Origin of the sequence: Gemella haemolysans (assembly GCF_901873445.1) — a bacterium.
Lineage (GTDB): Bacteria > Bacillota > Bacilli > Staphylococcales > Gemellaceae > Gemella > Gemella haemolysans_C.
The window spans coordinates 1-26,540 of record NZ_CABFLN010000001.1 but is presented as its reverse complement, the minus strand read 5'-3'; the positions used below and the strand labels follow the sequence as shown (position 1 = coordinate 26,540).

The 26,540-nt window shown below is 28.5% G+C and carries 31 protein-coding genes and 1 other RNA gene; 28 read left to right on the top strand and 4 right to left on the bottom strand.

Annotated elements, in window-relative coordinates; translation table 11 throughout:
- The 15 genes from JX287_RS00160 (at position 1) to JX287_RS00090 (ending at position 13,602) form a co-directional block, all read left to right on the top strand.
- Entirely contained in the window at positions 1-993 is a 993-nt protein-coding gene (locus tag JX287_RS00160) for a DHH family phosphoesterase (protein WP_204641225.1), read from the top strand.
- A gap of 354 nt (positions 994-1,347) precedes the next feature.
- A complete protein-coding gene (locus JX287_RS00155; RefSeq protein WP_102170296.1) occupies positions 1,348-2,361 on the top strand; it encodes a methionine ABC transporter ATP-binding protein in 1,014 nt (337 codons plus the stop codon).
- On the top strand, positions 2,361-3,023 hold the full coding sequence (locus JX287_RS00150; RefSeq protein ID WP_204641224.1) for a methionine ABC transporter permease: 663 nt from the start codon (positions 2,361-2,363) through the stop codon (positions 3,021-3,023). Before JX287_RS00155 ends, JX287_RS00150 begins: the two co-directional genes overlap by 1 nt.
- Positions 3,024-3,249: 226 nt before the next feature.
- Positions 3,250-4,128 (top strand): ribosome biogenesis GTPase YlqF, encoded by an 879-nt coding sequence (gene ylqF, locus JX287_RS00145; protein WP_204641223.1) that lies wholly within the window; start codon positions 3,250-3,252, stop codon positions 4,126-4,128.
- Complete coding sequence (locus JX287_RS00140; protein WP_204641222.1) at positions 4,118-4,894, top strand: ribonuclease HII; 777 nt, start codon at positions 4,118-4,120, stop codon at positions 4,892-4,894. Before ylqF ends, JX287_RS00140 begins: the two co-directional genes overlap by 11 nt.
- Positions 4,887-6,749 (top strand): ribonuclease J, encoded by a 1,863-nt coding sequence (locus JX287_RS00135; RefSeq protein WP_204641221.1) that lies wholly within the window; start codon positions 4,887-4,889, stop codon positions 6,747-6,749. The genes JX287_RS00140 and JX287_RS00135 overlap by 8 nt, the downstream gene beginning before the upstream one ends.
- 114 nt (positions 6,750-6,863) lie before the next feature.
- A complete protein-coding gene (locus tag JX287_RS00130) occupies positions 6,864-8,072 on the top strand; it encodes a DNA polymerase IV (RefSeq protein WP_204641220.1) in 1,209 nt (402 codons plus the stop codon).
- Positions 8,073-8,087: 15 nt separating this feature from the next.
- The gene (locus JX287_RS00125; RefSeq protein ID WP_204641219.1) at positions 8,088-8,768 is read left to right on the top strand and encodes a tRNA (adenine(22)-N(1))-methyltransferase; all 681 of its coding nucleotides are present in this window, start codon (positions 8,088-8,090) and stop codon (positions 8,766-8,768) included.
- Positions 8,769-8,793: 25 nt separating this feature from the next.
- Positions 8,794-9,564 (top strand): threonine/serine ThrE exporter family protein, encoded by a 771-nt coding sequence (locus JX287_RS00120; protein ID WP_204641218.1) that lies wholly within the window; start codon positions 8,794-8,796, stop codon positions 9,562-9,564.
- Between the two features lie 10 nt (positions 9,565-9,574).
- Complete coding sequence (locus JX287_RS00115; protein WP_204641217.1) at positions 9,575-10,024, top strand: threonine/serine exporter family protein; 450 nt, start codon at positions 9,575-9,577, stop codon at positions 10,022-10,024.
- A gap of 42 nt (positions 10,025-10,066) precedes the next feature.
- Positions 10,067-10,324, top strand: a complete 258-nt coding sequence (locus tag JX287_RS00110; RefSeq protein WP_204641216.1) for a hypothetical protein — start codon at positions 10,067-10,069, stop codon at positions 10,322-10,324.
- A 149-nt stretch (positions 10,325-10,473) separates the two neighbouring features.
- Positions 10,474-10,738, top strand: an RNA gene (gene ffs, locus JX287_RS00105) — signal recognition particle sRNA large type.
- An 86-nt stretch (positions 10,739-10,824) separates the two neighbouring features.
- A complete protein-coding gene (locus JX287_RS00100) occupies positions 10,825-12,186 on the top strand; it encodes an MATE family efflux transporter (RefSeq protein WP_204641215.1) in 1,362 nt (453 codons plus the stop codon).
- Between the two features lie 126 nt (positions 12,187-12,312).
- Positions 12,313-12,741 (top strand): DUF1836 domain-containing protein, encoded by a 429-nt coding sequence (locus JX287_RS00095; RefSeq protein ID WP_204641214.1) that lies wholly within the window; start codon positions 12,313-12,315, stop codon positions 12,739-12,741.
- Positions 12,742-12,759: 18 nt separating this feature from the next.
- Positions 12,760-13,602, top strand: coding sequence for a DegV family protein (locus JX287_RS00090; protein ID WP_204641213.1), 843 nt, complete (start codon positions 12,760-12,762; stop codon positions 13,600-13,602).
- A 90-nt stretch (positions 13,603-13,692) separates the two neighbouring features.
- Here the strand turns inward: JX287_RS00090 and JX287_RS00085 are convergent, their stop codons facing one another.
- A complete protein-coding gene (locus tag JX287_RS00085) occupies positions 13,693-14,052 on the bottom strand; it encodes a hypothetical protein (protein ID WP_204641212.1) in 360 nt (119 codons plus the stop codon).
- Positions 14,053-14,197: 145 nt separating this feature from the next.
- Between JX287_RS00085 and fsa the strand changes: the two genes are divergently transcribed.
- Together fsa and rpmG are read left to right on the top strand one after the other, a co-directional pair.
- Positions 14,198-14,851, top strand: a complete 654-nt coding sequence (gene fsa, locus JX287_RS00080) for a fructose-6-phosphate aldolase (protein WP_204641211.1) — start codon at positions 14,198-14,200, stop codon at positions 14,849-14,851.
- A 154-nt stretch (positions 14,852-15,005) separates the two neighbouring features.
- Complete coding sequence (gene rpmG / locus JX287_RS00075) at positions 15,006-15,155, top strand: 50S ribosomal protein L33 (RefSeq protein ID WP_003145675.1); 150 nt, start codon at positions 15,006-15,008, stop codon at positions 15,153-15,155.
- A 76-nt stretch (positions 15,156-15,231) separates the two neighbouring features.
- On the opposite strand, the gene JX287_RS00070 is transcribed toward rpmG, so the two are convergent.
- From JX287_RS00070 to JX287_RS00060, 3 genes are all read right to left on the bottom strand, one after another.
- On the bottom strand, positions 15,232-16,377 hold the full coding sequence (locus JX287_RS00070; RefSeq protein WP_204641210.1) for a site-specific integrase: 1,146 nt from the start codon (positions 16,375-16,377) through the stop codon (positions 15,232-15,234).
- 274 nt (positions 16,378-16,651) lie between these two features.
- The gene (locus tag JX287_RS00065) at positions 16,652-17,251 is read right to left on the bottom strand and encodes a hypothetical protein (protein WP_204641209.1); all 600 of its coding nucleotides are present in this window, start codon (positions 17,249-17,251) and stop codon (positions 16,652-16,654) included.
- Entirely contained in the window at positions 17,241-17,897 is a 657-nt protein-coding gene (locus tag JX287_RS00060) for a helix-turn-helix domain-containing protein (RefSeq protein WP_204641208.1), read from the bottom strand. The genes JX287_RS00065 and JX287_RS00060 overlap by 11 nt, the downstream gene beginning before the upstream one ends.
- A gap of 163 nt (positions 17,898-18,060) precedes the next feature.
- Here JX287_RS00060 and JX287_RS00055 point away from each other — a divergent pair, with 163 nt between their 5' ends.
- The 11 genes from JX287_RS00055 to JX287_RS00005 all read left to right on the top strand — a co-directional run bounded on the left by JX287_RS00055 (position 18,061) and on the right by JX287_RS00005 (position 26,382).
- The gene (locus JX287_RS00055; RefSeq protein ID WP_204641207.1) at positions 18,061-18,270 is read left to right on the top strand and encodes a transcriptional regulator; all 210 of its coding nucleotides are present in this window, start codon (positions 18,061-18,063) and stop codon (positions 18,268-18,270) included.
- A 255-nt stretch (positions 18,271-18,525) separates the two neighbouring features.
- Positions 18,526-18,771 carry a helix-turn-helix domain-containing protein gene (locus JX287_RS00050; protein WP_204641206.1) on the top strand — a complete coding sequence of 82 codons (246 nt, stop codon included), beginning with the start codon at positions 18,526-18,528 and terminating at the stop codon, positions 18,769-18,771.
- A gap of 89 nt (positions 18,772-18,860) precedes the next feature.
- On the top strand, positions 18,861-19,160 hold the full coding sequence (locus tag JX287_RS00045; protein WP_204641205.1) for a hypothetical protein: 300 nt from the start codon (positions 18,861-18,863) through the stop codon (positions 19,158-19,160).
- 34 nt (positions 19,161-19,194) lie between these two features.
- The gene (locus JX287_RS00040) at positions 19,195-20,409 is read left to right on the top strand and encodes an AAA family ATPase (RefSeq protein ID WP_204641204.1); all 1,215 of its coding nucleotides are present in this window, start codon (positions 19,195-19,197) and stop codon (positions 20,407-20,409) included.
- A gap of 635 nt (positions 20,410-21,044) precedes the next feature.
- Complete coding sequence (locus JX287_RS00035; RefSeq protein WP_204641203.1) at positions 21,045-21,515, top strand: hypothetical protein; 471 nt, start codon at positions 21,045-21,047, stop codon at positions 21,513-21,515.
- Between the two features lie 31 nt (positions 21,516-21,546).
- A complete protein-coding gene (locus JX287_RS00030; RefSeq protein WP_204641202.1) occupies positions 21,547-22,260 on the top strand; it encodes a hypothetical protein in 714 nt (237 codons plus the stop codon).
- A 1,132-nt stretch (positions 22,261-23,392) separates the two neighbouring features.
- Positions 23,393-23,806 (top strand): SH3 domain-containing protein, encoded by a 414-nt coding sequence (locus tag JX287_RS09010; RefSeq protein ID WP_275576612.1) that lies wholly within the window; start codon positions 23,393-23,395, stop codon positions 23,804-23,806.
- A gap of 226 nt (positions 23,807-24,032) precedes the next feature.
- The gene (locus JX287_RS00020) at positions 24,033-24,449 is read left to right on the top strand and encodes a Panacea domain-containing protein (RefSeq protein ID WP_204641200.1); all 417 of its coding nucleotides are present in this window, start codon (positions 24,033-24,035) and stop codon (positions 24,447-24,449) included.
- Positions 24,442-25,200 carry a hypothetical protein gene (locus JX287_RS00015; RefSeq protein ID WP_204641199.1) on the top strand — a complete coding sequence of 253 codons (759 nt, stop codon included), beginning with the start codon at positions 24,442-24,444 and terminating at the stop codon, positions 25,198-25,200. The genes JX287_RS00020 and JX287_RS00015 overlap by 8 nt, the downstream gene beginning before the upstream one ends.
- A 566-nt stretch (positions 25,201-25,766) precedes the next feature.
- A complete protein-coding gene (locus tag JX287_RS00010) occupies positions 25,767-25,955 on the top strand; it encodes a hypothetical protein (protein WP_204641198.1) in 189 nt (62 codons plus the stop codon).
- Entirely contained in the window at positions 25,930-26,382 is a 453-nt protein-coding gene (locus JX287_RS00005) for a DUF2335 domain-containing protein (RefSeq protein ID WP_204641197.1), read from the top strand. The genes JX287_RS00010 and JX287_RS00005 overlap by 26 nt, the downstream gene beginning before the upstream one ends.
- The last annotated feature ends 158 nt before the right edge of the window (positions 26,383-26,540 follow it).

The window sequence follows — 26,540 nt, the reverse complement described above, 5'->3', positions numbered from 1 at the left end:
ATGAATATAAACTACGAAAATTTATATGAGGAAATTTTTCAAAAGATTAAAGAAAATGATAAAATTATAATTCATAGACATGAAAGACCAGATCCAGATGCATATGGATCTCAAGGGGCAATGTATCAAATTATTAAAGAAAACTTTCCGGAAAAAACTCTAATAACTGTAGGTAAGGATTCCCCTTCATTGGACTTCTTATTCAAAAACTCAGAAGTAACAGAAGAAGACTATAAAGATGCTTTAGTTATTGTAACAGATACGGCTAATTTTCCAAGAATTGATGGGAAATTATTTACGAAAAATAATTTCCTAATAAAAATCGATCATCACCCACCACTAGATAATTATGGAAGTATTAATTTAGTTGATACTGAGGTTTCATCTTGTAGTGAATTAATATATAATTTTTATACATATTTAAACGAAAAACATAATATAAAATTGAATGATGAAGCGGCAAAATTACTTTATCTTGGTATTGTAGGAGATACTGGTAGATTCTTATTCCCGAATACTTCTAACAATACGCTTAAAGTAGCCTCAGAACTTATTAAGTATGATTTCAATATGAGCGCTTTATTAGATAAGATGGAGATTATCAGTGAAAATATTATGCGTTTTAGAGCATTTATTTTTGAGAATTATGATGTCTATCAAGATGGAGTTGCATATTTAAAAATTACAAAAGAAGATATGGATAAATATGGTGTAGATCCAGGAGAAGTTTCAACAGGAGTAAACTTACTTAGAAGCTTAAAAGGTTTATATGCATGGTGCTTTGCAATAGATGAGGGGAATAAAGTACGTGTGCGTATTAGATCTAAGGGACCTGTTATAAATACTTTAGCAGAAAAGTATGCAGGTGGAGGTCACCCGTTAGCGAGTGGTGCAACGGTCAAAAACTGGGAAGAATTAGATGATTTATTAGATGATATGGCAAGAGTCGTAGCAGAATACTTAAAAGAAAACAATATTAAATTAGAAAATTAGAGTAATATTTTCAGAATCTTTCTAAGATATTTTCAAAAATTACACTTGACACTATAAAATTATAATGTTATACTTAATAGAAATTAATAAAAACCAATACTCGTATAAGTAATAAATGTAGTATTTAAAGAGAGTACCGTTAGCTGAAAAGGTATAATATAAAATTTATGAAAATGGTTCGAGTGGTTAATAAGGTAAACATAAATTGTAAACTTTGTTCGGTGATCCACGTTATAGGATAGACTATGTTAGTAGTTGTAATAAGTAAAATATAAGGTGGTACCGCGTAAAACGCCCTTATTCCTGTAGGAGTAAGGGTGTTTTTTATTTTTTAAAAAGAGAAAGGAGATAGACATGATTGAGTTAAAAAAAGTTAATAAGATTTATAATAATGAAGTTCATGCTCTAAAAGATATTAATTTAAAAGTTGAAAAAGGTGATATTTACGGTATTATTGGTTATTCTGGTGCCGGAAAAAGTACGTTAGTAAGGCTGTTAAACGGACTTGAGGTGGCTACAGATGGTGAGGTTATTATTGATGGCGATGACTTCAATAAAATAACTGAAGAGCAACGTAGATTAAAACGTCAAAAAATCGGAATGATTTTCCAACATTTCAATCTATTATGGAGTAGAACTGTTGCGGAAAATATTGCATTTCCATTAGAAATTTTAGGAAAATCAAAAGCTGAGATTAAAGAAAGAGTAGAGGAATTAGCTAAGTTAGTTGGATTAGAAGATAGACTGCATGCTTATCCTTCTCAACTTTCTGGTGGTCAAAAACAAAGAGTAGGTATTGCACGTGCATTAGCAGGGAATCCTTCAATTTTACTTTGTGATGAGGCAACGAGTGCACTTGACCCTGAAACAACAGCAGAGGTATTAAATTTAATTAAAGAAATTCATAATAAAACTAATATAACTGTTGTTTTAATTACTCACGAAATGAATGTAATTAAAACAATTTGTACAAAAGTTGCTGTTATCGATGGTGGTACAATTGCTGAAGATGGTCTTGTTTCTGAAGTGTTCTATCACCCAACACAAGAAGTAACGAAGAAATTCTTAGCTCAGACTTCATTTGCATCGGAATTTGAAGAAAGAGAAAATATCGAAGAATGGAAGAAAGTATTTACAGATGGTATTATTATTAAATTTACATTTGACAATAATACTTCGAAAAAACCTATTCTTAGTATGTTATTAAAAGAAATCGATTTTGATTTTAATATTATCAATGGACATATTGATAAAACAGCAAATGCTAATATTGGTACGCTATTTGTTCAATTGATTGGTTCTAAAGAAAATACAGATAAAGTAATAGCTAGATTAAATGAACTAGGTATTTTAACGGAGGTGTTATAATGTTTGATTTTTCAAGAGTTAATTGGGATAAAGTACAAGATAAAACTATTGAAACACTAATTATGACTTTTGAGTCATTAATAGCAGTGTTTATTGTCGGATTGTTTTTAGGATTGCTATTGTACTTAACATCTAATAGTAAGAGTACATTTGGACGTGGTTTTTATGCAGTTGTTACAGCGATTGTTAATATTTTTAGAGCGATTCCGTTTATTATCTTAATTGTATTATTAATTCCATTTACTAAGGCATTAATTGGTACAATTATCGGTGTTCAAGCAGCGATTCCCGCACTTATTATTTCAGCAGCACCGTTCTATGCTCGTTTAGTAGAAATTGGTCTACGTGAGGTAGATAAAGGTGTAATAGAAGCTGCACGCGCTATGGGAGCTAAAAAATCTACAATTATTACAAAAGTTTTAATTCCTGAGAGTTTACCAGCAATTATTTCAGGATTAACTGTTACAGCAATCGCTTTAGTTGGATCAACAGCGATGGCAGGTGTTATCGGAGCTGGAGGATTAGGTAACTTAGCTTATTTAGATGGATTCCAACGTAATAACAGTACTTTAACATTCGTTGCGACAGTGTTAATTTTAATCATTGTATTTACAATTCAAATTCTAGGGGATACTATCGTTAAGAAAGTAGATAAAAGATAAATAAAAAGAACAAGGTAGCGTAGCTGTCTTGTTCTTTTTATTTATATGAGGTTGTGCGTAAAAAATGAACGATTTTTTAATTGATAGACATGAAAATTATAAAATATTAATGTTTTACGAATAATTGACACCAAAATAGGTTAAAAAAACTCAAAAATGTGGTAAAATAGTAAAGACTGTATAAAATAGTAGAATTTATAAAATAAAAATAAAAGGAGTTAAATTTATGGTTATTCAATGGTTCCCGGGGCATATGGCCAAGGCAACAAGAGAAGTGAAAGAAAAACTAAAATTAGTAGATATAGTTTTTGAACTAGTAGATGCACGTTGCCCACTTTCTTCTCACAATATGTACTTAGATCAAGTAGTAAAAGATAAGAAGAAAATAATTATATTTAATAAAATAGATTTATGTGATAGAGCTGAAACAGCAAAATGGAAAAATTACTTTGAAAATAAAGGATATACTGTAGTATATACTGATGCGAAAAATAGTAATAACTTAAATAAAGTAATTGATAAAGCAAAAGAAGAATTAGCAGAAAAAATAGCTCGCCAAGTTGCAAAAGGAATTAAACCAAGAGCAATCAGATCAATGGTAATAGGTGTACCTAACGTTGGTAAATCGACGTTTATAAATAAACTGATTAAGAAAAATGTAGCTAATACTGCTAATAAACCTGGTGTTACTAAAAAACAACAATGGTTAAAATTAAACAAAGATATAGAATTATTAGATACTCCAGGAATACTTATGCCAAAGTTTGATAATCAAGAAATTGGTAAAAAGTTAAGTTTAATTGGTTCTATAAAAGATGACATTACTCCACTTGACGATGTTAGTTTATACTTAATAGAGCTTTTAAAAGAAAATTATTTAGAAAATCTAAATAATCTATATAAGATAAATGTTAATAGTGATGATGAAAATGTATTTATTATGGAAAAAGTAGCTGAAAAAAGATTTAAAAAAATTGGTGGAGATTATGATTACGATTCAACAATTAAACTATTAATTCAAGATTTTAGAACACAAAAATTTGGACTTATTACGTTAGATAATTATAATGATTTATTAGAAAATGAGGAACAAAATGAAAATTAGTGAGGTAAAAGAAGTCTTAAATCAAGAATTTATTTCCGAGGAAATATTAAGTGAGCTAAAAAAAGATGAAAGATTGGGAGTTCAAAAACTACTACTAAGTTATGCTAAGAAGCAAGAGAAAAAACTTTTTTATAAAAAAGAGTATGAAAAAAAATCATTTTACGAAAATAAATGTTATAATAATGGATGTAAGTATATTTGTGGAATAGATGAAGTAGGTAGAGGACCACTCGCTGGACCAGTAGTTGCTGCCGCTGTGATTTTAAAAAAAGACAGCTATTTCGAAGGATTAAATGATTCAAAGAAATTATCTGAAAAGAAACGTGAAGCATTATATGAACAGATAAAAAATGAAGCTGTTGCTTATGCTATTTGTGAAGTTGATAATATTGAAATTGAAAAATATAATATTTACAACGCTGCGCGTATAGCAATGCAAAGAGCAGTTGAAAAGTTAGAAGTTAAACCGGACTTTCTACTTATAGATGCTATGCCGTTTGAAAATTATCCTATACCTAATTTTAGTATGGTAAAAGGTGATGAGAAGAGTGTATCTATTGCAGCGGCATCAGTAATGGCGAAAGTTTATCGTGATAATCTAATGAAAGAATATGCCCAAAAATATCCTTATTATGATTTTGAAAATAATGCAGGATATGGAACAAAGAAACATCTAGAAGGCTTGAAAAAGTACGGTGTTACACCTATACATAGAAGAGACTTCGAACCAATAAAATCAATGATACAAGGAGGAAAACATGAGTAATAACGGAATAAGTATTGCTAAAAATTTACAAAAAAATAATAGCAAGAAAAATAATGGACAAGTGTCTAAGAAAAATAATACTAGACCAAAAAATTCAAAAAAAGTTGTAGTTAAAGAGCAACCAAATAACTCAAAACAAGTAGTAAAGAAAATTAATAATATGAATAGAGATAAATCTCAACAAAATAAATCTAAAAAATTAGCTAAAATTCGTATTACTCCACTAGGAGGGGTAGAAGAAGTAGCCAAAAATATGTATATGGTTGAAATTGGGGACGAAATTTACGTTCTTGATGCGGGGTTAATGTTCCCTGAAACAGAAATGATCGGTATTGATGCTGTTATACCTGATATTAGTTACTTAGTTAGAAATAAACAAAAAATTAAAGGATTATTTTTATCTAATGGACACGTGAGTTCAATGGGGGCTGTTCCATATATTATTGATAAATTAAAATGTCCCGTTTATGGTTCTAAGTTAACAATTGATTTATTAAAAAATCATCTTAAACAATTAGGAATAAAAAGAAGAATTAAGTTTTACTATGTAAAAGATAATAATAAATATGATTTCAATAATGCTAGTGTTACATTCTTTAAGACAACATATTCAATGCCTGATTCTTTAGGTATTTGTATTGAGACTAGTCAAGGAAATATTGTTTATACTGGTGAGTTTAAATTTGACCAATCAGTAAGTAAAGAATATAAATCTGATATCGTAAAAATTAGTACACTAGGTCAAAAAGGTGTTCTTGCTTTACTAAGTGATTCAAGTAACGCTAATGTTAAGGGATATAATGTTCCTGAAAATGAAGCTGCTGAGCAAATTGATAATGCATTTTATCAAGCAAATAAACGCATTATAGTAACATGTTACGCTTCTAACTTTTTAACAATCTCTCATATTGTTAGAGCAGCACTGGCTCAAAATAGAAAAATTTTACTTTTAGGTCAAGCTATTGAAGCATCTATCAATACTGCAAGAAATATGAATTACTTACAAATTGAAGATAGTAACTTAATTTCAATTGAAGAATTAAAAGACTATCCACAAAACGAAGTATGTATTCTTTCATCTGGAGATCAGGGAGAGCCAATCGAGGCGATGAAAAATATCGCTGAGAAAAAAGTTAATGGAATTCAGATTGAATCTGGAGATACGATTATGGTTGCGGCGACACCATCTCCAAATATGGAAGTGATGTTATTCCAAACATTAAACTTACTAGTTAAACTTGGAGCAAATGTTGTAACGGCTTCTAAACGTCTACACGCTGCGAGCCATGCTACCAAAGAAGAGTTAAAAATGATGTTAAATATGCTAATGCCTAAGCACTTTATTCCAGTTCAAGGAGAATTTAGAAATCTTCGTAAACATGCTGAAATTGCTGCTGAAACAGGTGTTGCTGCTGAAAATATTCATATTTTATCTAAAGGAACAACTTTAGAAATCAGTGGAAGTAAGTCGAAAACACTTCAAAATAATGTTCCGGTAGGAAATATACTAGTTGATGGTCGTGGAATTGGTGATGTAGAAGATAGTGTATTAAAAGATAGAAAACTGCTTTCTAACGACGGGATTTTCGTGGCTTCATATGCGATTAGTAAAAAAGAGAAAACTTTAGTAGGTAAACCAGTAATTCAAACAAAAGGTTTTGTCTATGTTAAGAAGAGTATGGAATTGATTAAAGAAGCTGAAGAAAAAGTAATTGAGTACTTAGAAAACAATCCAATCAAGAGTATTAGAGAATGTGCTGCTGTTAAGGCAGAGATAAGAAGTATGTTATCTAGCTTACTATATGACAATACTAAGAGAAAACCAATAATAATAATTAACTTTTCATTAGTATAATAATGAAAATATAACGGGAAATTATAATAGGGAACAATTCGAACAGTGTATTAAACATTTAATAGAATGGCTCCCTATTGTTCCCGTTTTTAGTCTATTAAAAGGGGTGAAAAAATGTCTAAAGTTATTGCTCATATTGATATGAATTGCTTTTATGCAAGTGTAGAAGAAAAGTATAATCCTGAATTGAAAGGAAAACCTTTAGCAATAGCAGGAGAAGTGAAAACAAGACATGGAATAATTGTAACCTCTAATTACGAAGCGAGGAAATTAGGTATAAAAACTACTATGCGTGTAGGAGATGCCAGAAAGATTTATCCTAACATTAAAATTCTTCGACCTGATATGCAGAAATACCAGCAGGAATCAAAGATGATTTTTGATTTAGTACGAGAATATACAGATAAAATTGAGGTAGTTTCTGTTGATGAAGCATATATAGATTTAAGTGATTTTCATGAACCAATAAAGGTAATAGCCACAATACAAAGAAGAATATACAAGCAATTGGGAATGCCTTCATCGGTAGGGATATCTTTTAATAAATTTTTCGCGAAGATGGGTTCCAATTTAAAAAAACCTCTTGGATTCTCAATTATAAATAAAAAAAATTATAAAGATATTCTTTGGAATTTAGATATAGGGGAAATGCATGGTTGTGGTAAAGCTTCCACTAAAAAACTTAAAAAGATTGGAATTAATACTATTGGTGATGTTGCTGAAGCGAATGAGGTGATTCTACACAGTCTATTAGGTGTTCAAGGTTTAAGATTAAAGAATAGGGCTAATGGAGAAGGTAGCGATGAACTAAAATATACAGTTGATAGAAAATCAATTGGAAATTCAAAAACATTCACAAATGATTTAATAGATGAAGACGATATTTTAAAAGAAATAAAAAAACTATCTGAAAAAGTCAGTTCGAGAGTACAATCTCGTAACTATGTTGGAAATAATATTTCAATAATGATAAGATTTAGTGATTTTAAAACAATTACGAGATCTAAAAAAATTTCAGAATTTATATTTAGTGCAAATGATATTTTTAGTTATGCATGGGAATTATTATTGGAACATTATGATTTCACACAAGGAGTTAGGTTGCTTGGAGTGTCATTAAATGATATTAAAAAATCAAAGGAATTAAAGGTACAACTTGATATTTTTGATAAAAAAGATTATAAAGAAGAACAGAAACTAAGAAAGCTTTCTAAAAAGTTAAAAGCTGAATTTGGTGATAATATAATAACTGATTTTGCAAACTTTGATAAAAAAAGTAAATCTGTTATTACAACAAGTTTTAGTAAGGATTTTCTTGATTAATAAAAAGGAGAAAAGATGTTAGCGATTAATAAAAGATTAAAATTAGTAGCTGAATATGTTGAAAATCGAAGATTGGCCGACATTGGTAGTGATCATGCATATCTACCTATTTATTTAGCTAAAAACAATAAAATAGATTATGCTGTAGCTGGAGAAATAGTAGAAGGTCCACATAAGGTTTCTATAAAAAATGTTCAAGAAGAAAATTTAGTAGGAACTATAGATTGTCGTAAAGCAGCTGGACTTGATGCTATAGAATTAAGTGATAATATTGAAGTAATAACAATTTGTGGTATGGGTGGAAAGCTAATTGCTGATATACTAGAAAAAGGAAAAGATAAATTAGCAAATAAACCAAATCTGGTATTACAACCTAATGTTGGTGAAAACTTCGTTAGAGAAAAATTACAAGAATTAGGATATGAAATAACTGCAGAAAATATTATTGAAGAAGATGGACATATTTATGAAATCATAGTAGCAAAACCAGGGGTTATGAACTTATCAGAAGATGAAATCAACTTTGGGAAATATTTATTAGCAGAAAAGAATGAGCTATTTGTAAAAAAGCAAAAATTAGAGTTGTCTAAAATTGAGTATATTTTAAATCAACTTGAAAAAGCAACAGAAATTCAAGAGAATAAAGTGGAAGAATTTAAAAATAAATATAAAAAAATATTAGAAATTATTTCATAATAATTTTTTTAAGAGGAGGGAAGGTATGTTACAGTCTTTACGTGATGAAAAAGAAGCTAAAATGTTATTGAATTTTAGTATGAAAATAGCTAAAAGTATGTTGGCATATGGAGCTGAAGTATATAGAGTAGAAGATACTGTAAATAGAATTTTTAGATTGTTTGATAATATAAAAGCTGCAAATAGTTTAGTGACATATAACTTTGTAATTGTCTCTTTTGTTTATGATGATAATACTTATACTGCGATGAGAAGAGTCGTATTAGGAGATCGTGATTTAGAAAAAATTGCGCTATTAAATGATATCTCAAGAAGAATGGTAATGGGTGGTTGTACTCTAGATTATGCCTTCAAAAAAATGAAGGAAATAAAGGCTAGAAAAAGATATTCAAATACTTCTGTGATTATTGCTTTAACCTTATCGGGTCCTTTTTTTGCGATAATGTTTGGAGGAATGTTTAAGGACAGTTTATACGCATTCTTTATTATGGCAATAGAAGCTATGTTCTTGACTTTAACTGTGAAATATAAACTTACATCTTTTGTGAGTAATTTTTTAGGGGCCTTTATAGCTACCATTTTGGTAATGGTGTTAAACAAGTTTTTCTTAATACATAATCCTTTTAGTATTATTATTGCGGGGTTAATGCCGCTTGTTCCTGGAGTACAGGTTACCAATGCTGTACGTGATTTTATGGCTGGTGATTATTTATCAGGGATGATTGGTATACAGGCAGCAATTTTTGTATCTACAGCTATTGCACTTGGTGTGGTTATGGGATTAAAATTGGTGTAAGGAGAAATTTATGGAGAATAATGTTTTTATACAATTTATTGCAGGTTTTGTAGTTAGTGTAGCATTTGCAATTTTCTTTAATGCGCCGAGAAAATCATTGTTTACTTGTGGACTGATTGGAGCTATCGGTTGGTTAATTCAAGTGGTAGTTAACTTGTTATTAGCAGACGTTGTTGTGAGTAGTTTTTTAGGTGCCGTTTGTGTTGGTATATTATCAACAAATGCATCTAAGCTTTTAAAGCTCCCGGCTACTATATTTATTTATACAGGGATGGTGCCGTTAGTGCCAGGATATGGTATGTATAATACAATGCAAAATATAGTAACAAAGAATTATGGTGTAGCTTCAAAAGTAGGGATGGAAACACTCCTTCAGGCTGGAGCAATAGCAATGGGGATACTACTAGCATCTGTATTTTCTTCTTCAATTCAGAGGGTAAAAATACAAAGAAAACGTTAAAAGTGATATAATAAAAGAAAGATTTTATAAAAGGAGATTATTATGGAATATATTTTATACTTTGCAGAAACTTGTCCAGATACTGCACCATTTAAAGAAAAACTAGCAGAATTAGGAATTACTTATAAAGAAGTAGAAGTTATGTCTTCGTTGAAAAACTTTAAAGAGTTCTTATTTGTAAGAGACACATACACTCAGTTTGAAGAAATAAGAGGAAATATGAGAATTGGTATACCTTGTTTAGTTATTAGTGAAGGTGAATGTATCTTAGAATTAAGTGAATTAAATAAGTTAAAATAATAAATGTTAGAAAAACTCCAAAATAGTATTTTTGTAGTAGATATTATGTTGAAAAATTATAATGCTACTATATGAAGTACTAATTTGGAGTTTATTTTATAAATTTTATTAATTCCTTGCTTTTTATATTTAAATTTGTTATAATTAAAAAATGCTAGGTGGGGAGTTAGCGGTGCCCTGTACTTGCAATCCGCTTTAGCAAGACCGAATACCGAGATGCGGGTAGAATAGGGAATGTCGAGTTTAACACGTAATGTTGAGACTAAGGCACCTTACGACGCAATACTTATGAACCATGTCAGGTCCGGAAGGAAGCAGCATTAAGTAAGTCTATTGTGGGTGTGAGTTTTTGTCGAGGTTGAGTTGGCGATTAGACTAACGGTTTTTTAATCTATTCAAGTCTCGGTTGCATATAGTATAAATCGATGATATCTAAAAGTAAATTCGCTTTTGGATTTTTTTTGTGTGAAAAAAGAAAAAATATATAAAGGAGAGAACATATGTATCAAGGAAAAAACTTTTCTGAAAGAGCAAGTATTCTTATTAAATTACTATTGCCTGTTTTAGTGTATCAAGTAATTTCATATTCATCTGGGATGATTGGAACGTTTATGGCGGGACACTATAGTCCTACAGATTTAGCTGGTGTGAGTATGGGTGTTAATATTTGGAATCCAATTATGTATACTTTAAATGCGATCGTCTTAGCATTAATTCCAATAGTTTCACAATTGATTGGAAAAAATAAAGAAGAAGAGATACCTACAGTAGTTAGACAATTTCTGTACATAGCTGTAATTATTAGTATTGTTTTAATTATTGGGTTAAATACTTTAGCAACACCAATAGTAGACCAATTAGGTATGGATAGTAATATTGCAGAAATAACTAAGAACTATCTGTTTTATGAAAGTTTTGGAGTGCTATCAATCTTCTTGTATGTAGTTTTACGTTCGTTTATAGATAGTTTAGGATTGACAAGATTATCGATGATAATGATGATAGTGTCTGTACCTGTAAATGTATTTTTCGCGTATAGTTTCATTTTTGGGAAGTTTGGTATGCCAGAGCTTGGTGGAGCTGGAAATGCAATTGCTGTTTCAGTAACATATACAGTATTATTTTTCATCGCATTATTTATAGTACTAACAAACCCTAAAATTAATAAGTATAAAATATTCGAAAAAGAAAAAATTAAATTTGAAAAATGGGGAGAAATCTTTAAGCTAGGAGTTCCAATAGCTCTAGCTACAGCACTTGAGACGGTTGTTTTTTCAACGTTATCTTTAATGGTATCACGTTTTGATACTACAGTTATTGCTTCCCATCAAGCTGCGTTAAATTTCTCTGGATTTTTATATACTTTACCAGTTAGTGTTGCGAATACTGCAACAATTATAATAGCATTTCATGTAGGAGCAAAAGACTATAAAATGGCAACAGAGTATACAAAACTGACGGTAATAATGGGAATGATATTTTCTATAATAGCTGGAATAATCGTCTGGTTATTTGATACAAAAATTCCATACTTATATACTAATGATAGTGGAGTAATTAATTTAACAGCAGAGCTATTATTATTTGCAATTGGTTTTGCTATTTGTGATTCATTTGCATCAGCACTAGCAGGAGTACTTCGCGGATACAAAAAAGTTGTACCGATTTGTGTGGTAATGTTTATTGGTTATTATCTAGTAGGTATTCCTACAGCTTATTATTTTGTTTTTAAACAAGGTATTGGTATAGAAGGTTTATGGATAGGTTGGATAATAGGACTTGCAGTATATGCTTTAGGTGTCTTATTCTACTATCTATATATGAGAAGAGGAATTAAGAAAAAAATAAAATTAGCTAAATAGTAAAAATTTTGTGGTAAATTTAAATACTACAAAATTTTTTTTATTTTACTTGTATAATCACTTGACTCTAATTTTGAAAAACTATATAATGTGATTATCAGAACTAGATAAGAAGGAGAAAAGAATTTGAACAAAGTATATCCAAAATGGTCTGAGTTACCAGATATTGATTTGTACTTAGATCAAGTACTATTATACGTTAATCGATTAGATAACTCCTCAATTGTCGATGATGATAAAGGTTTAACTTCAGCGATGATAAATAATTATGTAAAAAATGCTCACTTAGATAAACCAATTAAGAAAAAATATAATCGAAAACAATTAGCAAGATTAATAGTAATTACATGTTTAAAAAATGTATTCTCAATTCAAGAGATTAGTAAGACAATAAATAGCTTGACTTCAGAGGGAAGTTCTGAAGAGATGTATGATAATTTTGTTATGTGTATGAATGGCGAGAAGAGAGAGGGACTAGCAGAAGTAATAGTGGCAGCCTGTGATACTGTGAGATTATATAAAAAAACACATGATCTAGTAGAAAAGTTAAAATAAAATACTTGGAGGTAAATTATGGAGTGGAAAATTGTAGTTGATACTGCTTGCGATTTTAGAGAAATTCCTAATAAAGCGGAAAATGTCTCTTATGAGCGAGTACCATTTTCATTGCAAATAGAAGATAAGGTTTTTGTTGATTCCTTAGATTTAGATATTGATAAAATGATGGAAGAAATGTATGCTAGTTCTGAGTCAGCAAGATCAGCATGTCCTAGTCCGGAGGCGTATCTTTCAGCATATAGAGGTGCAGATAATGTAATAGTTTTAACTTTAACTGGTGGAATGTCAGGGAGTTATAACAGTGCAGTAATCGGTGAGAAGATGTTGAAAGAAGAAAATGAAAATGTTAATATTCACATAGTTAATACACTTTCTGCTGGTGGACAAAATGACTTATTCCTTCTTAAGATAAACGAATTAATAAAAGATGGGCTATCTTTTGATGAAGTAGTTGAAAAAATGAATGAGTATCAAAAAAATACAAAACTTATTTTCTCATTAGAAAAGGTGGATAATCTTGTGAAAAATGGACGTTTATCTAAGTTAGCAGCTGCAGTAGTAGGATTATTGAATATGCGTATGGTGGGAGAAGCGAGTACTGAAGGAACCCTACATTTACTTCATAAAGTGCGTGGTGAGAAAAAAGCTATTTCTACCGTAGTTGATGAAATGATTAAAGCCGGCTACAAAGGTGGAAGAGCTGTAATTACTCATAGAAATAATGAAAATATTTGTAAAAAAATAGAAGAAAAATTAAAAGAAAAATTTTCTGAAGTAGAATTTATTGTTGTTCCCACATCTGGAATCTGTAGTTTTTACGGAGAAGAAGGTGGAATGCTTTTAGGATATGAAATATAAGTTAAACCTTTAAAGATTTAATGCTCTTAACAAAAAGAGAAGAAGTGTTTGTAAAATATGAACACTTCTTCTCTTTTTTAATAAATTCAACTAACTCTGTTTAGCTCTTTTTTTACGTTTTCGAAACTTCCCAATTAAAAAACCAGTCCCTTGACCACAAAGGCTGAAGAATATATAACCTAAACCATAGATAAGAATATCAAAGTTTAAAATGATTAAACATGATAATATATAAAAAATTCCTATAATAAATGAGAAAATATAGCTAAAGTCTTCTTTATTATATGCATATAGAAACGAAATTAGAAAACTAATAACAGGATATAAGATAATTAATAATAAAATTATCATACCTGATCTATTTGATATAAAATAAGAACACAGAGGGAGTATTATAAATAAAAAGAAAGAAAAAATTAAATATGGTACTTTTTCTAAAAATTTCTTCATCATCTGCCTCCTAATTATAGTGTTATTCTATCATATATTGGTGTGAAAAACAATAAAGAAATAATTATTATTCAAGCTACAAAATTGAAAACACTTTCTGAATGTGATATTATGAAATTACTATAGAATGAGAGGAGATAATACAATGAAATTTTTTATAGATACAGCAAATGTTGAAGATATTAGAAATGCTAATGAATTAGGGGTAATTTGTGGAGTAACTACAAATCCATCGTTAATCGCAAAAGAAGGACGTGATTTTAAAGAAGTAATCAAGGAGATTACATCAATAGTGGACGGTCCTATTAGTGGGGAAGTAAAAGCAACTACTACTGATTGGAAGGATATGATAGAAGAAGCAAGGGAAATTGCGAAAATCCATCCAAATATGGTTGTTAAAATTCCAATGACTGAAGATGGATTAAAAGCTGTAAATGTATTAAAAAAAGAGGGAATTAAAACAAATGTTACTCTAATCTTTAGTCCAACTCAAGCGTTATTAGCAGCTAGAGCTGGAGCGACATATGTTTCTCCATTTTTAGGTAGATTAGATGATATTTCTCATAATGGATTATTATTAATAGAAGAGATAGTGGAAATTTTCGCTAATAATGATATTGATACACAAATTATCGCTGCAAGTGTAAGAAATCCAATTCATGTTACTGAATGTGCTAAATTAGGGTGCGATATTGCTACTGTTCCTTATTCTGTAATTAAACAAATGGTTAAACATCCATTAACTGATATTGGAATAGAAAAATTCAAACAAGATTACTATAAAGTATTTGGTGAGTAATCGATAGAAACGATTTACGTAATTTAAAGTCATATTTCTTAAAAAAATTTAAAAAATTTACACTTTATACTAGAAATATTTATAAAGTAATGTTATAATATATTTTGTTGTATGAAAAAGTTGTTAAGATTAAATTTTATAGGAGGTTATATTAATGCGCGTAAATGTAACATTAGCTTGTACAGAATGTGGTGACAGAAACTACATTACTAAAAAGAACAAAAGAAATAATCCGGACCGTATTGAACTTAAAAAATACTGTCCAAGATTAAAAAAAGTGACTTTACACAGAGAAACTAAATAATAAAGTTAGAGAAGCCTTAAAGTATCAACGTTTAAGGCTTTTTGTTTTTCCACTTGACCCACACTTGACCCACACATTAAAAATTTACGTATTTTGCGAATTTTTTCCCAACTTCTTCTTTTTGTTTTTCTGTTACGTGAGCATAAATACTCATTGTTGTTTTTAAGTCAGAGTGACCTAATCTTTCTTGTACCTCTTGAATGGTAACACCACTTTCAAAAAGTAAGCTACAATGTGTGTGTCTGAAACCATGTACTTTAATTTCTTTAAACTCGTGCTTTTTACAGATACGTTTTAAATTAGCATTCATGAAATTTAGGTATAAATAAGAGTTTGTAACCTCATCAGTAAAACAAGGTTGTTGTTTCTTTACTCTTGTACCAACCATTAAAAACCTTTCCTTTTGGTTTAATTTCCAACGTTTTAAAATATTGGCGGTTTGTTCATCAATACTAATATTTCTTACACTACTTTTACTTTTAGGAGTTTGAACAACTACTTTTTTTTCTGTATTCAATGCTAACGTCTTATTTATATTAATTGTATTGTTGGTGAAGTCAATATCAGACCATTCAAGAGCCTGTAACTCACCTTTACGAATACCTGTAAAAGCTAAAACCCTAAACATTGCAGTTAGTTTTATATCGTTCTCATTGTCAACTAAAGTAAGGAATTGTTTTAACTCTTCTTTAGAGTAATATTTATCCTTATCATCTGAAGTAATATCATCATCTTTCTTAGGTAACAAAACATCTTTCATAGGGTTACTGTAGATAACTTTCATCTTAACAGCATAATCTAAAATCATGCTACCATAGATCTTTATTTTTTTAAGAACAGCAAGTGAAAAACTCTTGCTGTAATTGTTAATGATTTTTTGGCAATAAGGTAGAGTAATCTTTTTTAATTGCATATTTTCTAATTTATCAAGTAGTAAATTAAAGATGTGTTGATTAACAAGTAAAGTACTTTCTTTAATAGTATGTTGGTAACCCTCGTACCATAATTCATATATTTCTTTAAATGTTGTAACATCTGTATTTAATAAACCATTATTAGCTATTTCAGTTTTAATCTTAGCTTCACATAGTTGAGCTTCTTTTTTAGTTTTAAAACCACGTCTAGTAGTTTCTTTTCGTCGTCCTTTATCGTCTATACCTAGATAAAGTTTTACCATGTAATATTTTTTATTGTCACGTTTATTTATATATTCTTTAATCATTTTTCCGTTTCCTTTCTATCTAGCACATATCAAAGAAATTAATAAATGATTAGGTGAAAATCACCTTATATAATGGACGTGGTAAGATTTTTAAAGGTTAGGTAATGTAATTACACCTTTTAACAATTGGAACGCTTAGAAACGGTTTAAATAGCTTGTGGTTTTAATTAAGAAGCGGAAACATTGATATAACAGCATTTATATGATATAATATGTATATATTCTTTAATAAAGTATGTTTTTCATTTTTATTAAATCCGTAAAGCGCTAGTAATTATTTACTGGTGCTTTTTTGTTTTTTCTTATAATTTTTATTATCTCTTTTTTTATTACTTTTCTCCTTATTTTCTTTTTTTCCTTGTACTGATCCATCGATTACTTTTTTATTATCATCTATACTTAAATTATTTTTTAACTTTTCTTTTTGGTTATCAATTACTAAATTAGTAAGCGATAAAATTACATCAACATTATTATCATGATAATCAATTTTTTGGAACAAAAGATATTTTATATAACCAAGAAAACAAATAACTAGAAAAACTAGATATCCAGTATAAATACATATCTCTTTTAAAGTTTCTGCTTTATTTATGCCTACTGATAATGCACCTAAACCAAAACTAAGCGCTGATGATAAAAGCGGTTTAATAGCATTTTCTGATCTAGTAAATGCTGCTTTAGTATTTTCTAGATTTGATTTAATATGCAATAAATCCATAAGTTTAAGTGAAACTAGATTACGAGAGATTTCTTCCTCAGTCAAATTATCCATTATATTTTCTAAATCTTTATGTATTAGAACTGCATTTTTTTCTCTCTCTGCTAATCCTTTTATTAAGTCTGAAATATTGATTTTTTCTTTATTTTCCATTCTCTACCTCATTCTTCAATTCTTTAGCATAACCATCTTCTATACTTTGTATATATTTCTTATCACTATCTGATAATTGATAAGTCTTAAGTTTTGATATAACTTTTTTAATAAGTTGTTTTCTATCTTTCGCTGTTAACATTTCAATTAATGGTACTAGAGAATATGTACCGTCTTGCATATTAACCCTTATATTTTCCATAGTTTCTAAATAATTAATATCAATATTCCAAGGATTCCATGAAGCATTATTTTGGTCAATATAATCATAAATATAATTGATATTTTCTAATGTTATATTTCTATCTTCTAACCATTTTTTAAACTGAAGTCTAGCGATTGAATACTCTTCGTTAGATGATACTTTGTTTCCAGTTTGATATTCAAGTATAGAAACTAAATTATTATCCAAAAATTCATCAATAGAACCATATAATAATTCATTTACAGTCATATTTCCTTTTTTAGCTATTGCTTTTAATCTAGAACGATTAGGTAAAGTTGCTCCACGTTCCCATTTTGAAGCATTACTACGTTCAGCGTTTATGTCTTTATCTTTTCCAAATTGTTCTAAAGTCAAATTTAAACTATTCCTTATGTTAAATATACGCTCACCGACTTTAATTTTATCAACATTAAATTTCATAATACACATCCTTAATTTTATTTTATTGATACCATTATACAATATTTATTATAAAAAAGGAATAAAAAATGTCAAAAATGTCAAAAATATTCTTGACAACTAAAAAAATGAATGGTAATATTTAATTGTGTCAAAAGAGTCAAAAAAATAGGAGGTGATAATAATGAATACAGTAAGAATTAATAAAGTAAAGGCTTTTAGAGAGGCACTAAACAAAAGGCAATCTGATATGGCTGACTATTTAAATATATCTCAAGGGACTTATTGTAAAAAGGAACGTAAACAGAAATTTACCGATAGTGAAAAAGTTATACTTACTAACTATTTTAAAAAAAGTTTTCCCGAAGAGACTTTGGAAAGTATATTTTTTTAGACGCTTTGAGTCAAAAATGTCAAAAACCTTTCAAGTATCAAGCCACCAACTCAACTACTTAAAAGGTTAAAGACAAGTATTTATCAAAAATACTTTCTTACATTATAACACAAGAAAGGAGTTTTAAGTATGGAAAATAAAGATCTATACATTAATACTTTTTGTTGTGCAGTGGTATTCATACCATTCATAACAGCATTTATTTATATACTAGCTATGCTAACGGACAGCATTTACTAAAAGGAGAGTGATTATATGTTCAGTGTAGAATTTGAACAAGAAGTGATTAAGGCAGTACGTGAGATAGTAAAAGACATCTTACAAGATGAAATAAAGCAAGATAAACGATACAACCAAAAAGAACTATGTGAAACCTTAGGAATTGGAGTTGATACCTTATCAGACTTAAATAGACGCGGTTTAAGACCTACTAAAGTAGGTAGGCAGTATATTTATCTTGAAAGTGAAGTAAACAAGTTTTTGAAAGAAAACACAATTTAAAATAAAGGTATCTAGCACATATCAAAGAAGTTAATAAAGGCAGTATTATTACCGCTTCTTAAAATAAAAATAGAATGGAGATAATAAAAATGGATAAACAAGAAGTGATTAAACACATTGAGGAAATAGAACAAAGGTTGACAAGTCTACAGGTTTCAATGGAGTTATTAGCAACTCATACAAACGCAATTAAGGTACTAACACCTGAAGAATTAAAAAATTCAACAATAAGTAGTGAAGAATTACTCAAGTATTGGGACAAAGTAAACAACGGAAACAACTTACATAATTTAACTAATTCTATTGCTATTAATACATCAGAAGAATTATCTATTTTATGCTATGAAAAACTAGACAAAGTTAAAGAAGCATTAAAAGAGGTGATGTAATTATGAATACTATATACACAGAAAGGGTAAAAATATGGAAGATGTAAAACCATTAAAATTAAAAGAAGTAATTCAAATTAATAATAATGATGAAATAATAACTAGTTTACTAAATAAACATGAAGTAATGGCTTTAGTCGGGAGTGCTAACAGTTGTAAAACAAGTGTTGTAATAAGTTTAGCTATTAGTATAATAAACAATGGTTATTGGTTAGATAGATTTAAAGTAAGTGGTAAGAAAGTTCTGTTTGTTAATACAAGTAGTAAATTTAGTTATGTTGTGAAAACAATAGAGAAATTAGGAAGAAATGAAGCGGTTAACGAAAATTTAGAAATTTTAGATGTTAGAAACGAAAGTTTTAATAAAATTGATGAATTATGTAATTTTATAAATAATGCTAGTTTTGAAAAATATGATTTAATTATAATTGATACTATTGATACATGTACACAATTAGAAAATCAAAATTATAATAGTATCCCAGTTAAAACCACATTATCTAGATTAGCTTTCAATTTAAATACTGCTATTGTATTTACACATGATAATTTTACCCCACGAATTGGTAATATAGAAACAGATAATCAAATTAAATATACTAAATTACATTTATTTTGTGATGTATATATTGAATTTTTAGAATTATATCCTTCTGATTATTACTTAGACACTATTAAATGTGATGAAGTAATAGGATATTTGAAAAATACCATTCCGGAAATTTTAACTACTTTTAAATTTGATATTAGCAAAGGTTTAGAAAATGAGATAATTGAGCTAAAAGAAAGAATAAATACCCTTGATTTCTTAGAAGACTATGAAAAAGAAAAGATTATTGCAGAGATCGATGAACAGATGAAAATGGTTAATCGTAGGAAATTTTATAAACTGAAGATAGTATCAAAAGAAAATGGATCAGAAGATTATTTCTATTATTTTTATTTTCCATATTTATACAATGTAACATCAGAATATATTGAAAATCTAGAAGTAGGGAAAAAGGCTGTTGATACTCTACCTAAAAAAGATAAGCGTAAAACAAAAGATATTAATAAAGCTTCTAATAAAAAACAGATTATTGAAAGTATTCAGAAGTTTAGACAACTAGAAGGAGAATATCCAACCTCAAAAGATTTACAGGAATATTTAGGTATAAGTAAAAGGACGTTACAACGAAAAATTAAAGACTGCGATGGTGAAATTATAAAAATAGATAATACTTATACTTTAATTGATGATTTGTATTAAAAATAAAATAATATTTAATAAAACGACACAGACATTTTAAAGTTATAAATAGTTGTCGTATTAACGGAAAAGTTTATTTATTAGTTTTAAAATACATGCCAAAATAAATAAACGACATATAACCATAAAATATATAAAGTAAAATATTTATATTTGATATTTCACTTGTGAAAACCATGATTAAAAAAATAAATATATTTATTTTATCCACGACAGAAACGACAAAAACGACAAATGACGCTATGCGACAATGCGACAAAAAGCGTTTTTTAATATATACTTGTCGTTTTTTTACGACAAATATGACAAATTAAAATACTTGTCGCATATAAAAGTTATCAAATCAACGATTAATAGAATTTAAGAATTACTAAACGACATTAAACGACAAGTATTTTTGTCAGACACCCCACTATATACTATCTACGATGTATATAGTCTGGTAGGTGGCAATAACCCCCTATGTGGGTAATACGGACAAGGGGCTTTAAAGCTAGCCCCCTTGTACCGTCCTTACCCCACGGATAGGGAAAGCGAAAAAAAGAAAAAAAATAAAAACTTGTCGCTTTAAAAATTTATGGTATTTCTATTTTTTAAATTTAAGAATTGATTTTCTAAAAGTAGGAGGTGTGGTAATGAAAAAGAGATCAAGAAAAAAATATAAAAAGATAACAGATAAAGATTTTCAAAAATTTAGAGTTATGTACCCATGTAAAGATATATTAGAGGTTAGAAATTGGTTAAAACAGAATATGCAACCTTTAGAATATATTCAAGGTAGACTAATAAAAGTTGGATTTCTTGTATATAGTAAAGAAGAAAAAATTTACAAAGGCTTAAATTATGGTAGTGATATAAGACTAGTACCAAGAAACAATAAGCATAATATAACTATTGAATTATTGAATATCTGTTTTGATGAAGAAATAGATATTATGAAGCCACTTAAGAAGAAAAAAGATACTGAAGAATATAGAATGGAAGATAATGAAATTTCATGGTATTTACTAGAGAAATACAAGATACTAGAGTATTTAGTGTTACAAGCTTTATATTGTGGATATCTAAAAAAAGATAATGGATACATTGTAGGCGATTTATGGTAAATATATAATACGAAAGAAAGGAATTTAAATAATGCAGTTATCAAGAGAACAATTAATCAAGCTAGATAAAATAATAGAACGCTATTCAGAAGATGAGACTATTAAAGAAGCTAGCACTATAAAAGAATATTTAAACACCCACCCCGCCAAGATACAAGAGTTATTGATAACTGTATATTTTAATCTATCACGTAAGGCAACTGAAGAAGAAAGCAAGGTTATTAATGAACATAAAATTAATTTATTTAACATATTATCTGAGAAAGGGTATATTAAGGATGAGAAAAAGAGAACCACCAAAACCACTGAACAAAGATTGAACAATGATAAAAAGCAAAAATTAAATAGGTATAGAGCCTTAACAGAACAGTTATATAGATTATACGACTTAGTAGAAGAGTTGCAAGAAAAACAACATAGTAAATCACATGTTCAGACCATGGACTATACAAAAGTAAAAATAACATGCAGTAGAACTAACTATGATTTTACTGGTACTAATCTATTAGCTAAAATACAAGATACTGAAAATAAGATAAGTAAACTCAAAATAGCAATAGAGAAAGAAAGAGAATACCTATCAAGCGTTATAGACCAAATAGAAGATATACGAATAAGGTATATATTTTGGTGGCGATACTATATGTTAGAAGAATGGCAAAAGGTAGCAAGACTGGTAGGTTTAAAAAGTGAACGTTACTGTATGAAGTTACATAATGAGTATCTTGAAAAACTGGATATATAAACCTATTGAACAATGAATGAACAAAGAACAAAACTTGATATACACAACCAAGACATCTATTGATTAGGTGTCTTTTTTTTACGATAAAATTATATTGAAGCGTGAACGAAGCGTGAAAAAATTCATAAAATACACTATTTTTAGAAGCGGTAAAAGGTATAAATTACTAAGGTAGAATGCTAAGAAATGCTAAGGTTTGAAATGTATATAGAGAAAAAACAATAATAATGAACAGTGACTATTTCTTTTCCATTATGAGCGGTAATATGCAGTTATTAGACCGCTTCTGTGTGGAAATAGATATAATTACACTAAATTGAGTTGAAACACGTTAAACAGCTTTTAAACAGCAGTATGAAAAAACTACTTTTTACTAACAAAAACTACCATTTTTAGAGGTAAAAATAACGTTTTTTTACATAAAATGTTGGAAAATGAGAGTGTAAAAACCTATATAGTAAATGTTGAGATAGTGGCTTTTAGTGGCATAAAATTCTATAAGGCGTAGTATAAAATGTTGGAAAATGTAGGAATAAAAACCTATATATAGATAAAATTTAAGAAATATGAGTGTTATTCATGTTGTATAGAATGTTGGCAAATGTTGGCATAAAAACATGTTATATAGATAAAAAAACTTGTCAAAACTTGACAAATAAAACCTATAAATGTTGGTAAATGTTGGTATAAAAATCTATATAGCTTTAAAATCGGCTGTTTCGGCTGTCTTAAAGGAGTTTTCAAAAACCTTAGAAAACCTTATATAAAAAAACATATATATCAAAAAGAAGTTTTAAAAGGGGGGATAGTACCTCTCTACCATGTTGTTCGACCTTTCACGCCGTCACTGTACATATTTTTTCGTACGAAAGTTAAATTGTTGGAAAATGTTGGAATAAAATCCTGTGTAAGTTGAAATGTTGGAAAATGTGAGTGTAAAATCCTATATAGAATTACTACAAAATACTACATTGAAAACTATATAGTAAAATTACTGGAAAATACGAGAATAAAAACTCTTATAGAAATTAGTGGCATTTAGTGACATAAAAGCCTATATAGAGTATTAAAAACCTTAAATAAAAGCCTATATAAGTAAATGATACAAAACGTTATAGGAATAAAGTGGACTATGGAAACTATAGAACAAAATGTTGCTGGTAATTGGGATGCATTATATGTAGGTGGTTCAGCGAGATATATAACTAGAGTTTTTACTGGAGTAATTGGTTGGTTCAGATTTCCATACGATAATAATTCTAATTCTGTAAATTCAGATATGAATTTTAGTGAGTTCAATTTAACAGAACCAAATTGGCATTTTACAGTAGGTATAGATGCTTTAAATGTTAGAAGAAGTCCAAGTTTAAGTGGAGAAGTAGTTGCAGTTTATGGTAACGGTGAAGTGATAAACTATGATAGTTACTGCATAGCTGAAGGGTATGTATGGACTAGCTACATTGGAGCTAGTGGTATTAAAAACTATGTAGCAACTGGTGAGTTTATTGATGGAGTAAATAACTGTATATTTGGAAGTTTTGAATAGTCTCCTTTGTTTTAGCCTATCTTAGAAAAATTTAGGATAGACTTTTTTGTTTGAAATTTTTTTATTTAAAGAATTATTGATATAACAATTCTAGTTTACTCTCTATTTCCCGGTTATTAAAACTGCCAATAAAAAAAGTTGATAGAGTGTTCATAATATTGTACAATATAAATAGAGGATGTAACACAATGAAAAAGTGATACATCTATAAAGGAGGAGATTTATCATGAGTATGTTAAATTTTGCAAATCATATATTGGCAGTAGCTTATGAAAATAATTTATCAGTAAGCAATCTTCAATTGCAAAAAGTAATGTACTTCGCAATGAGAGAGCAGAAAGATAATCATGAGTTATTATCTCAAATGTATGACGAACCGTTTTATGTTTGGCGTTATGGACCGGTAGTTCCTTCAATATATAGAAAATATAGAGGATATGGTTCAAGAGCTATTATAGATAGTGGAAAAAAGGATAATGATTTAAATATCTTTAATAATAGCATATTAATTCTTTTAGAGAAAGATCCATTCTCTTTAGTAGAAGAGAGTCATAGACATATCTTTTGGAAATCTAATGCTGATAAAATATATCATGGAACTAGTGATGTAAAATATTCTTTAGAGGATGTAATAAATGGCTAAAAAACCCCCTTTGAGTGATAATGATATATTAGAATTATTAAAAGAGATTAAAAATGAACAAACTCAGTTTGAAAGTAAATATAAACACGTATTGAGTAAATATATTGAGACAGATATGATAGATGAAGTAGATTTTGATGAACTTTTTTCTTTTACCAATACATATAAGCAATATAATTTACCTTACTCTACATTTACTAGATTTATTTTTGAAGTTGGAGAAGATATTGATTTAAGCGATTTTATAGCTGAGCTAAAAAAATGTTTAACTAGAAAAATTGAAAAATTAAAGAATAGTAATGGAGTATATGATGTAGACAGAAAGCAAGCTAGAATAATGGCTAAGATAATAGAACATACAGAATTAGCTTTAAGTCAAAAGAATAATTTATATACAAAACAAAAAGAGTTAATAGATGAACTAACTAGGGAATTAGATTCAAGTAAAGAAAAAATTACTAGTTTAACTACTAAACTAAATTCAAGCACTCAAGAAATAACTACTTTAACAAATTCGGTAAGTGCTCATAAATTTGACTTAATAGCACTTATGAGCGTTGTATTTACTATATTTACCGTTTTAGGAGTTAATGCTTCAATAATAGCAGCTATAGCTACTATTAAAGATCTGAATATATGGAAAATGATAGGTTTATTTGTTTTTGGCAATGGAACATTGGCTTTAATGATATGTTGTATAATGAAGTTTTCTAAAAAATATTATATGGATTTCATAAATAATAGAAATTAATAACGACTAAAACTAAAATATTAAATTGGATAAGAGCGTATTAACAAATGAGAAATTTTGTTAGTACGCTTTTTTTCTGTACTTTTTAACTTTTTCTTTAGTTTTTGATAAGAATAAATTAGCTGTATAGGAAAGTAACTGTACAATTTATTTGAATAGTTAGTGATAAGAAGATACTACAAATTACTACATTTATTTTTAAAAGATGAAATAACATAAAAAACTTGATAAAACTTGACATTTATAACCTATAAAGTAATACCATGAATACCGTGTCTTAATGCAGTAAATATATATAAGCTTTTATTTACCTTGTAAGAGGTCAAGGAGTATAATTATAAGGTAAAGTATAATCAGAACGCTTAGAACGTAAAATACAGCGTGTTAGAGTGACGTAACAACTATGAAACTTTTAAAAACTATTGTTTTATTTATAATAATGAGATAGTACTAATTTATTAATAAATATTAAATTTTATTTTGAAAATATAATTGAAAGTGACTATTAATTCTTGAATTTTATTATTTTAAATAGTATAATTAATTTAACTAAGGAGGGGTTTCTTATGAAACAAACATCATTTATATATAACTTAATTAGAGGAATTGCAATTGTTTTTGGGTTCTCTAGTATGTTTAGTAAATCAGAAGAATATAAAGTACTAAGTGATTCAGAAAGTTTAGCTTCTGATTGGAAAACTGTAGAAAATGATATGAGGGCAAGTTTTAATGACTTTAGAAACAAATACTGCTAATACTGATGATAAAAAACTAGAAGAATTAGAAAAAGAAATGATAGAACTACCTGATAATAAAAAGGGTGAAATGATACAGAAATTAGAGATGAGTAGATCAATTACATACTCTGGAGCTGTACCTCCCCCAGAAATGCTAAGGGAATTTGATAAAATTATTCCTAATGGTGCGGATAGGTTTATGAAAATGGCAGAAGAACAATCTGAGCATAGAAGAAAGATTGAACAAAAAATAGTAGAGTCTAATGTGAAAAATGAAAACTTAGGCTTAGTATTTGCATTTTCCATATCTATCATAGGGTTAATAAGTGCTGCAATATTAGCGTATAAAGGAAATAATGTTGGAGCAGGAGTATTTGCAATTCCTGCACTAGGTGGATTAGTTAATTCTTTTCTGAATTTAAGTAGAGGTAAGACGGATAAATAATAAAGTATAGACATCGGTTCTTCAAAATTTAGGACTGATGAGAAGGGTCATGAGCTTTAAGCTTATGATTCCTTTTTTTTAAAATAGATATTAAAAAGATAATTTTTTGATTGAAATTAAATAGTTAAACATTGTAAATTAGATTTTAGTTCTTGAAT

Bases quoted from the DNA above. Each gene is read 5' to 3' on its own strand.
- JX287_RS00140 (WP_204641222.1), top strand. From the start codon at position 4,118: ATGAAAATTAGTGAGGTAAAAGAAGTCTTAAATCAAGAATTTATTTCC.
- JX287_RS00005 (WP_204641197.1), top strand. From the start codon at position 25,930: ATGACTTTAGAAACAAATACTGCTAATACTGATGATAAAAAACTAGAA.
- JX287_RS00130 (WP_204641220.1), top strand. From the start codon at position 6,864: ATGTCTAAAGTTATTGCTCATATTGATATGAATTGCTTTTATGCAAGT.
- JX287_RS00030 (WP_204641202.1), top strand. From the start codon at position 21,547: ATGCAGTTATCAAGAGAACAATTAATCAAGCTAGATAAAATAATAGAA.
- JX287_RS00065 (WP_204641209.1), bottom strand. From the start codon at position 17,251: ATGGAAAATAAAGAAAAAATCAATATTTCAGACTTAATAAAAGGATTA.
- JX287_RS00110 (WP_204641216.1), top strand. From the start codon at position 10,067: ATGGAATATATTTTATACTTTGCAGAAACTTGTCCAGATACTGCACCA.
- JX287_RS00155 (WP_102170296.1), top strand. From the start codon at position 1,348: ATGATTGAGTTAAAAAAAGTTAATAAGATTTATAATAATGAAGTTCAT.
- JX287_RS00150 (WP_204641224.1), top strand. From the start codon at position 2,361: ATGTTTGATTTTTCAAGAGTTAATTGGGATAAAGTACAAGATAAAACT.
- JX287_RS00040 (WP_204641204.1), top strand. From the start codon at position 19,195: ATGGAAGATGTAAAACCATTAAAATTAAAAGAAGTAATTCAAATTAAT.
- JX287_RS00120 (WP_204641218.1), top strand. From the start codon at position 8,794: ATGTTACAGTCTTTACGTGATGAAAAAGAAGCTAAAATGTTATTGAAT.
- JX287_RS00015 (WP_204641199.1), top strand. From the start codon at position 24,442: ATGGCTAAAAAACCCCCTTTGAGTGATAATGATATATTAGAATTATTA.
- JX287_RS00100 (WP_204641215.1), top strand. From the start codon at position 10,825: ATGTATCAAGGAAAAAACTTTTCTGAAAGAGCAAGTATTCTTATTAAA.
- JX287_RS00010 (WP_204641198.1), top strand. From the start codon at position 25,767: ATGAAACAAACATCATTTATATATAACTTAATTAGAGGAATTGCAATT.
- JX287_RS00085 (WP_204641212.1), bottom strand. From the start codon at position 14,052: ATGAAGAAATTTTTAGAAAAAGTACCATATTTAATTTTTTCTTTCTTT.
- JX287_RS00115 (WP_204641217.1), top strand. From the start codon at position 9,575: ATGGAGAATAATGTTTTTATACAATTTATTGCAGGTTTTGTAGTTAGT.
- JX287_RS00035 (WP_204641203.1), top strand. From the start codon at position 21,045: ATGAAAAAGAGATCAAGAAAAAAATATAAAAAGATAACAGATAAAGAT.
- JX287_RS00060 (WP_204641208.1), bottom strand. From the start codon at position 17,897: ATGAAATTTAATGTTGATAAAATTAAAGTCGGTGAGCGTATATTTAAC.
- JX287_RS09010 (WP_275576612.1), top strand. From the start codon at position 23,393: ATGGAAACTATAGAACAAAATGTTGCTGGTAATTGGGATGCATTATAT.
- JX287_RS00090 (WP_204641213.1), top strand. From the start codon at position 12,760: ATGGAGTGGAAAATTGTAGTTGATACTGCTTGCGATTTTAGAGAAATT.
- fsa (WP_204641211.1), top strand. From the start codon at position 14,198: ATGAAATTTTTTATAGATACAGCAAATGTTGAAGATATTAGAAATGCT.
- JX287_RS00055 (WP_204641207.1), top strand. From the start codon at position 18,061: ATGAATACAGTAAGAATTAATAAAGTAAAGGCTTTTAGAGAGGCACTA.
- JX287_RS00070 (WP_204641210.1), bottom strand. From the start codon at position 16,377: ATGATTAAAGAATATATAAATAAACGTGACAATAAAAAATATTACATG.
- JX287_RS00135 (WP_204641221.1), top strand. From the start codon at position 4,887: ATGAGTAATAACGGAATAAGTATTGCTAAAAATTTACAAAAAAATAAT.
- JX287_RS00020 (WP_204641200.1), top strand. From the start codon at position 24,033: ATGAGTATGTTAAATTTTGCAAATCATATATTGGCAGTAGCTTATGAA.
- JX287_RS00125 (WP_204641219.1), top strand. From the start codon at position 8,088: ATGTTAGCGATTAATAAAAGATTAAAATTAGTAGCTGAATATGTTGAA.
- rpmG (WP_003145675.1), top strand. From the start codon at position 15,006: ATGCGCGTAAATGTAACATTAGCTTGTACAGAATGTGGTGACAGAAAC.
- JX287_RS00160 (WP_204641225.1), top strand. From the start codon at position 1: ATGAATATAAACTACGAAAATTTATATGAGGAAATTTTTCAAAAGATT.
- JX287_RS00045 (WP_204641205.1), top strand. From the start codon at position 18,861: ATGGATAAACAAGAAGTGATTAAACACATTGAGGAAATAGAACAAAGG.
- ylqF (WP_204641223.1), top strand. From the start codon at position 3,250: ATGGTTATTCAATGGTTCCCGGGGCATATGGCCAAGGCAACAAGAGAA.
- JX287_RS00050 (WP_204641206.1), top strand. From the start codon at position 18,526: ATGTTCAGTGTAGAATTTGAACAAGAAGTGATTAAGGCAGTACGTGAG.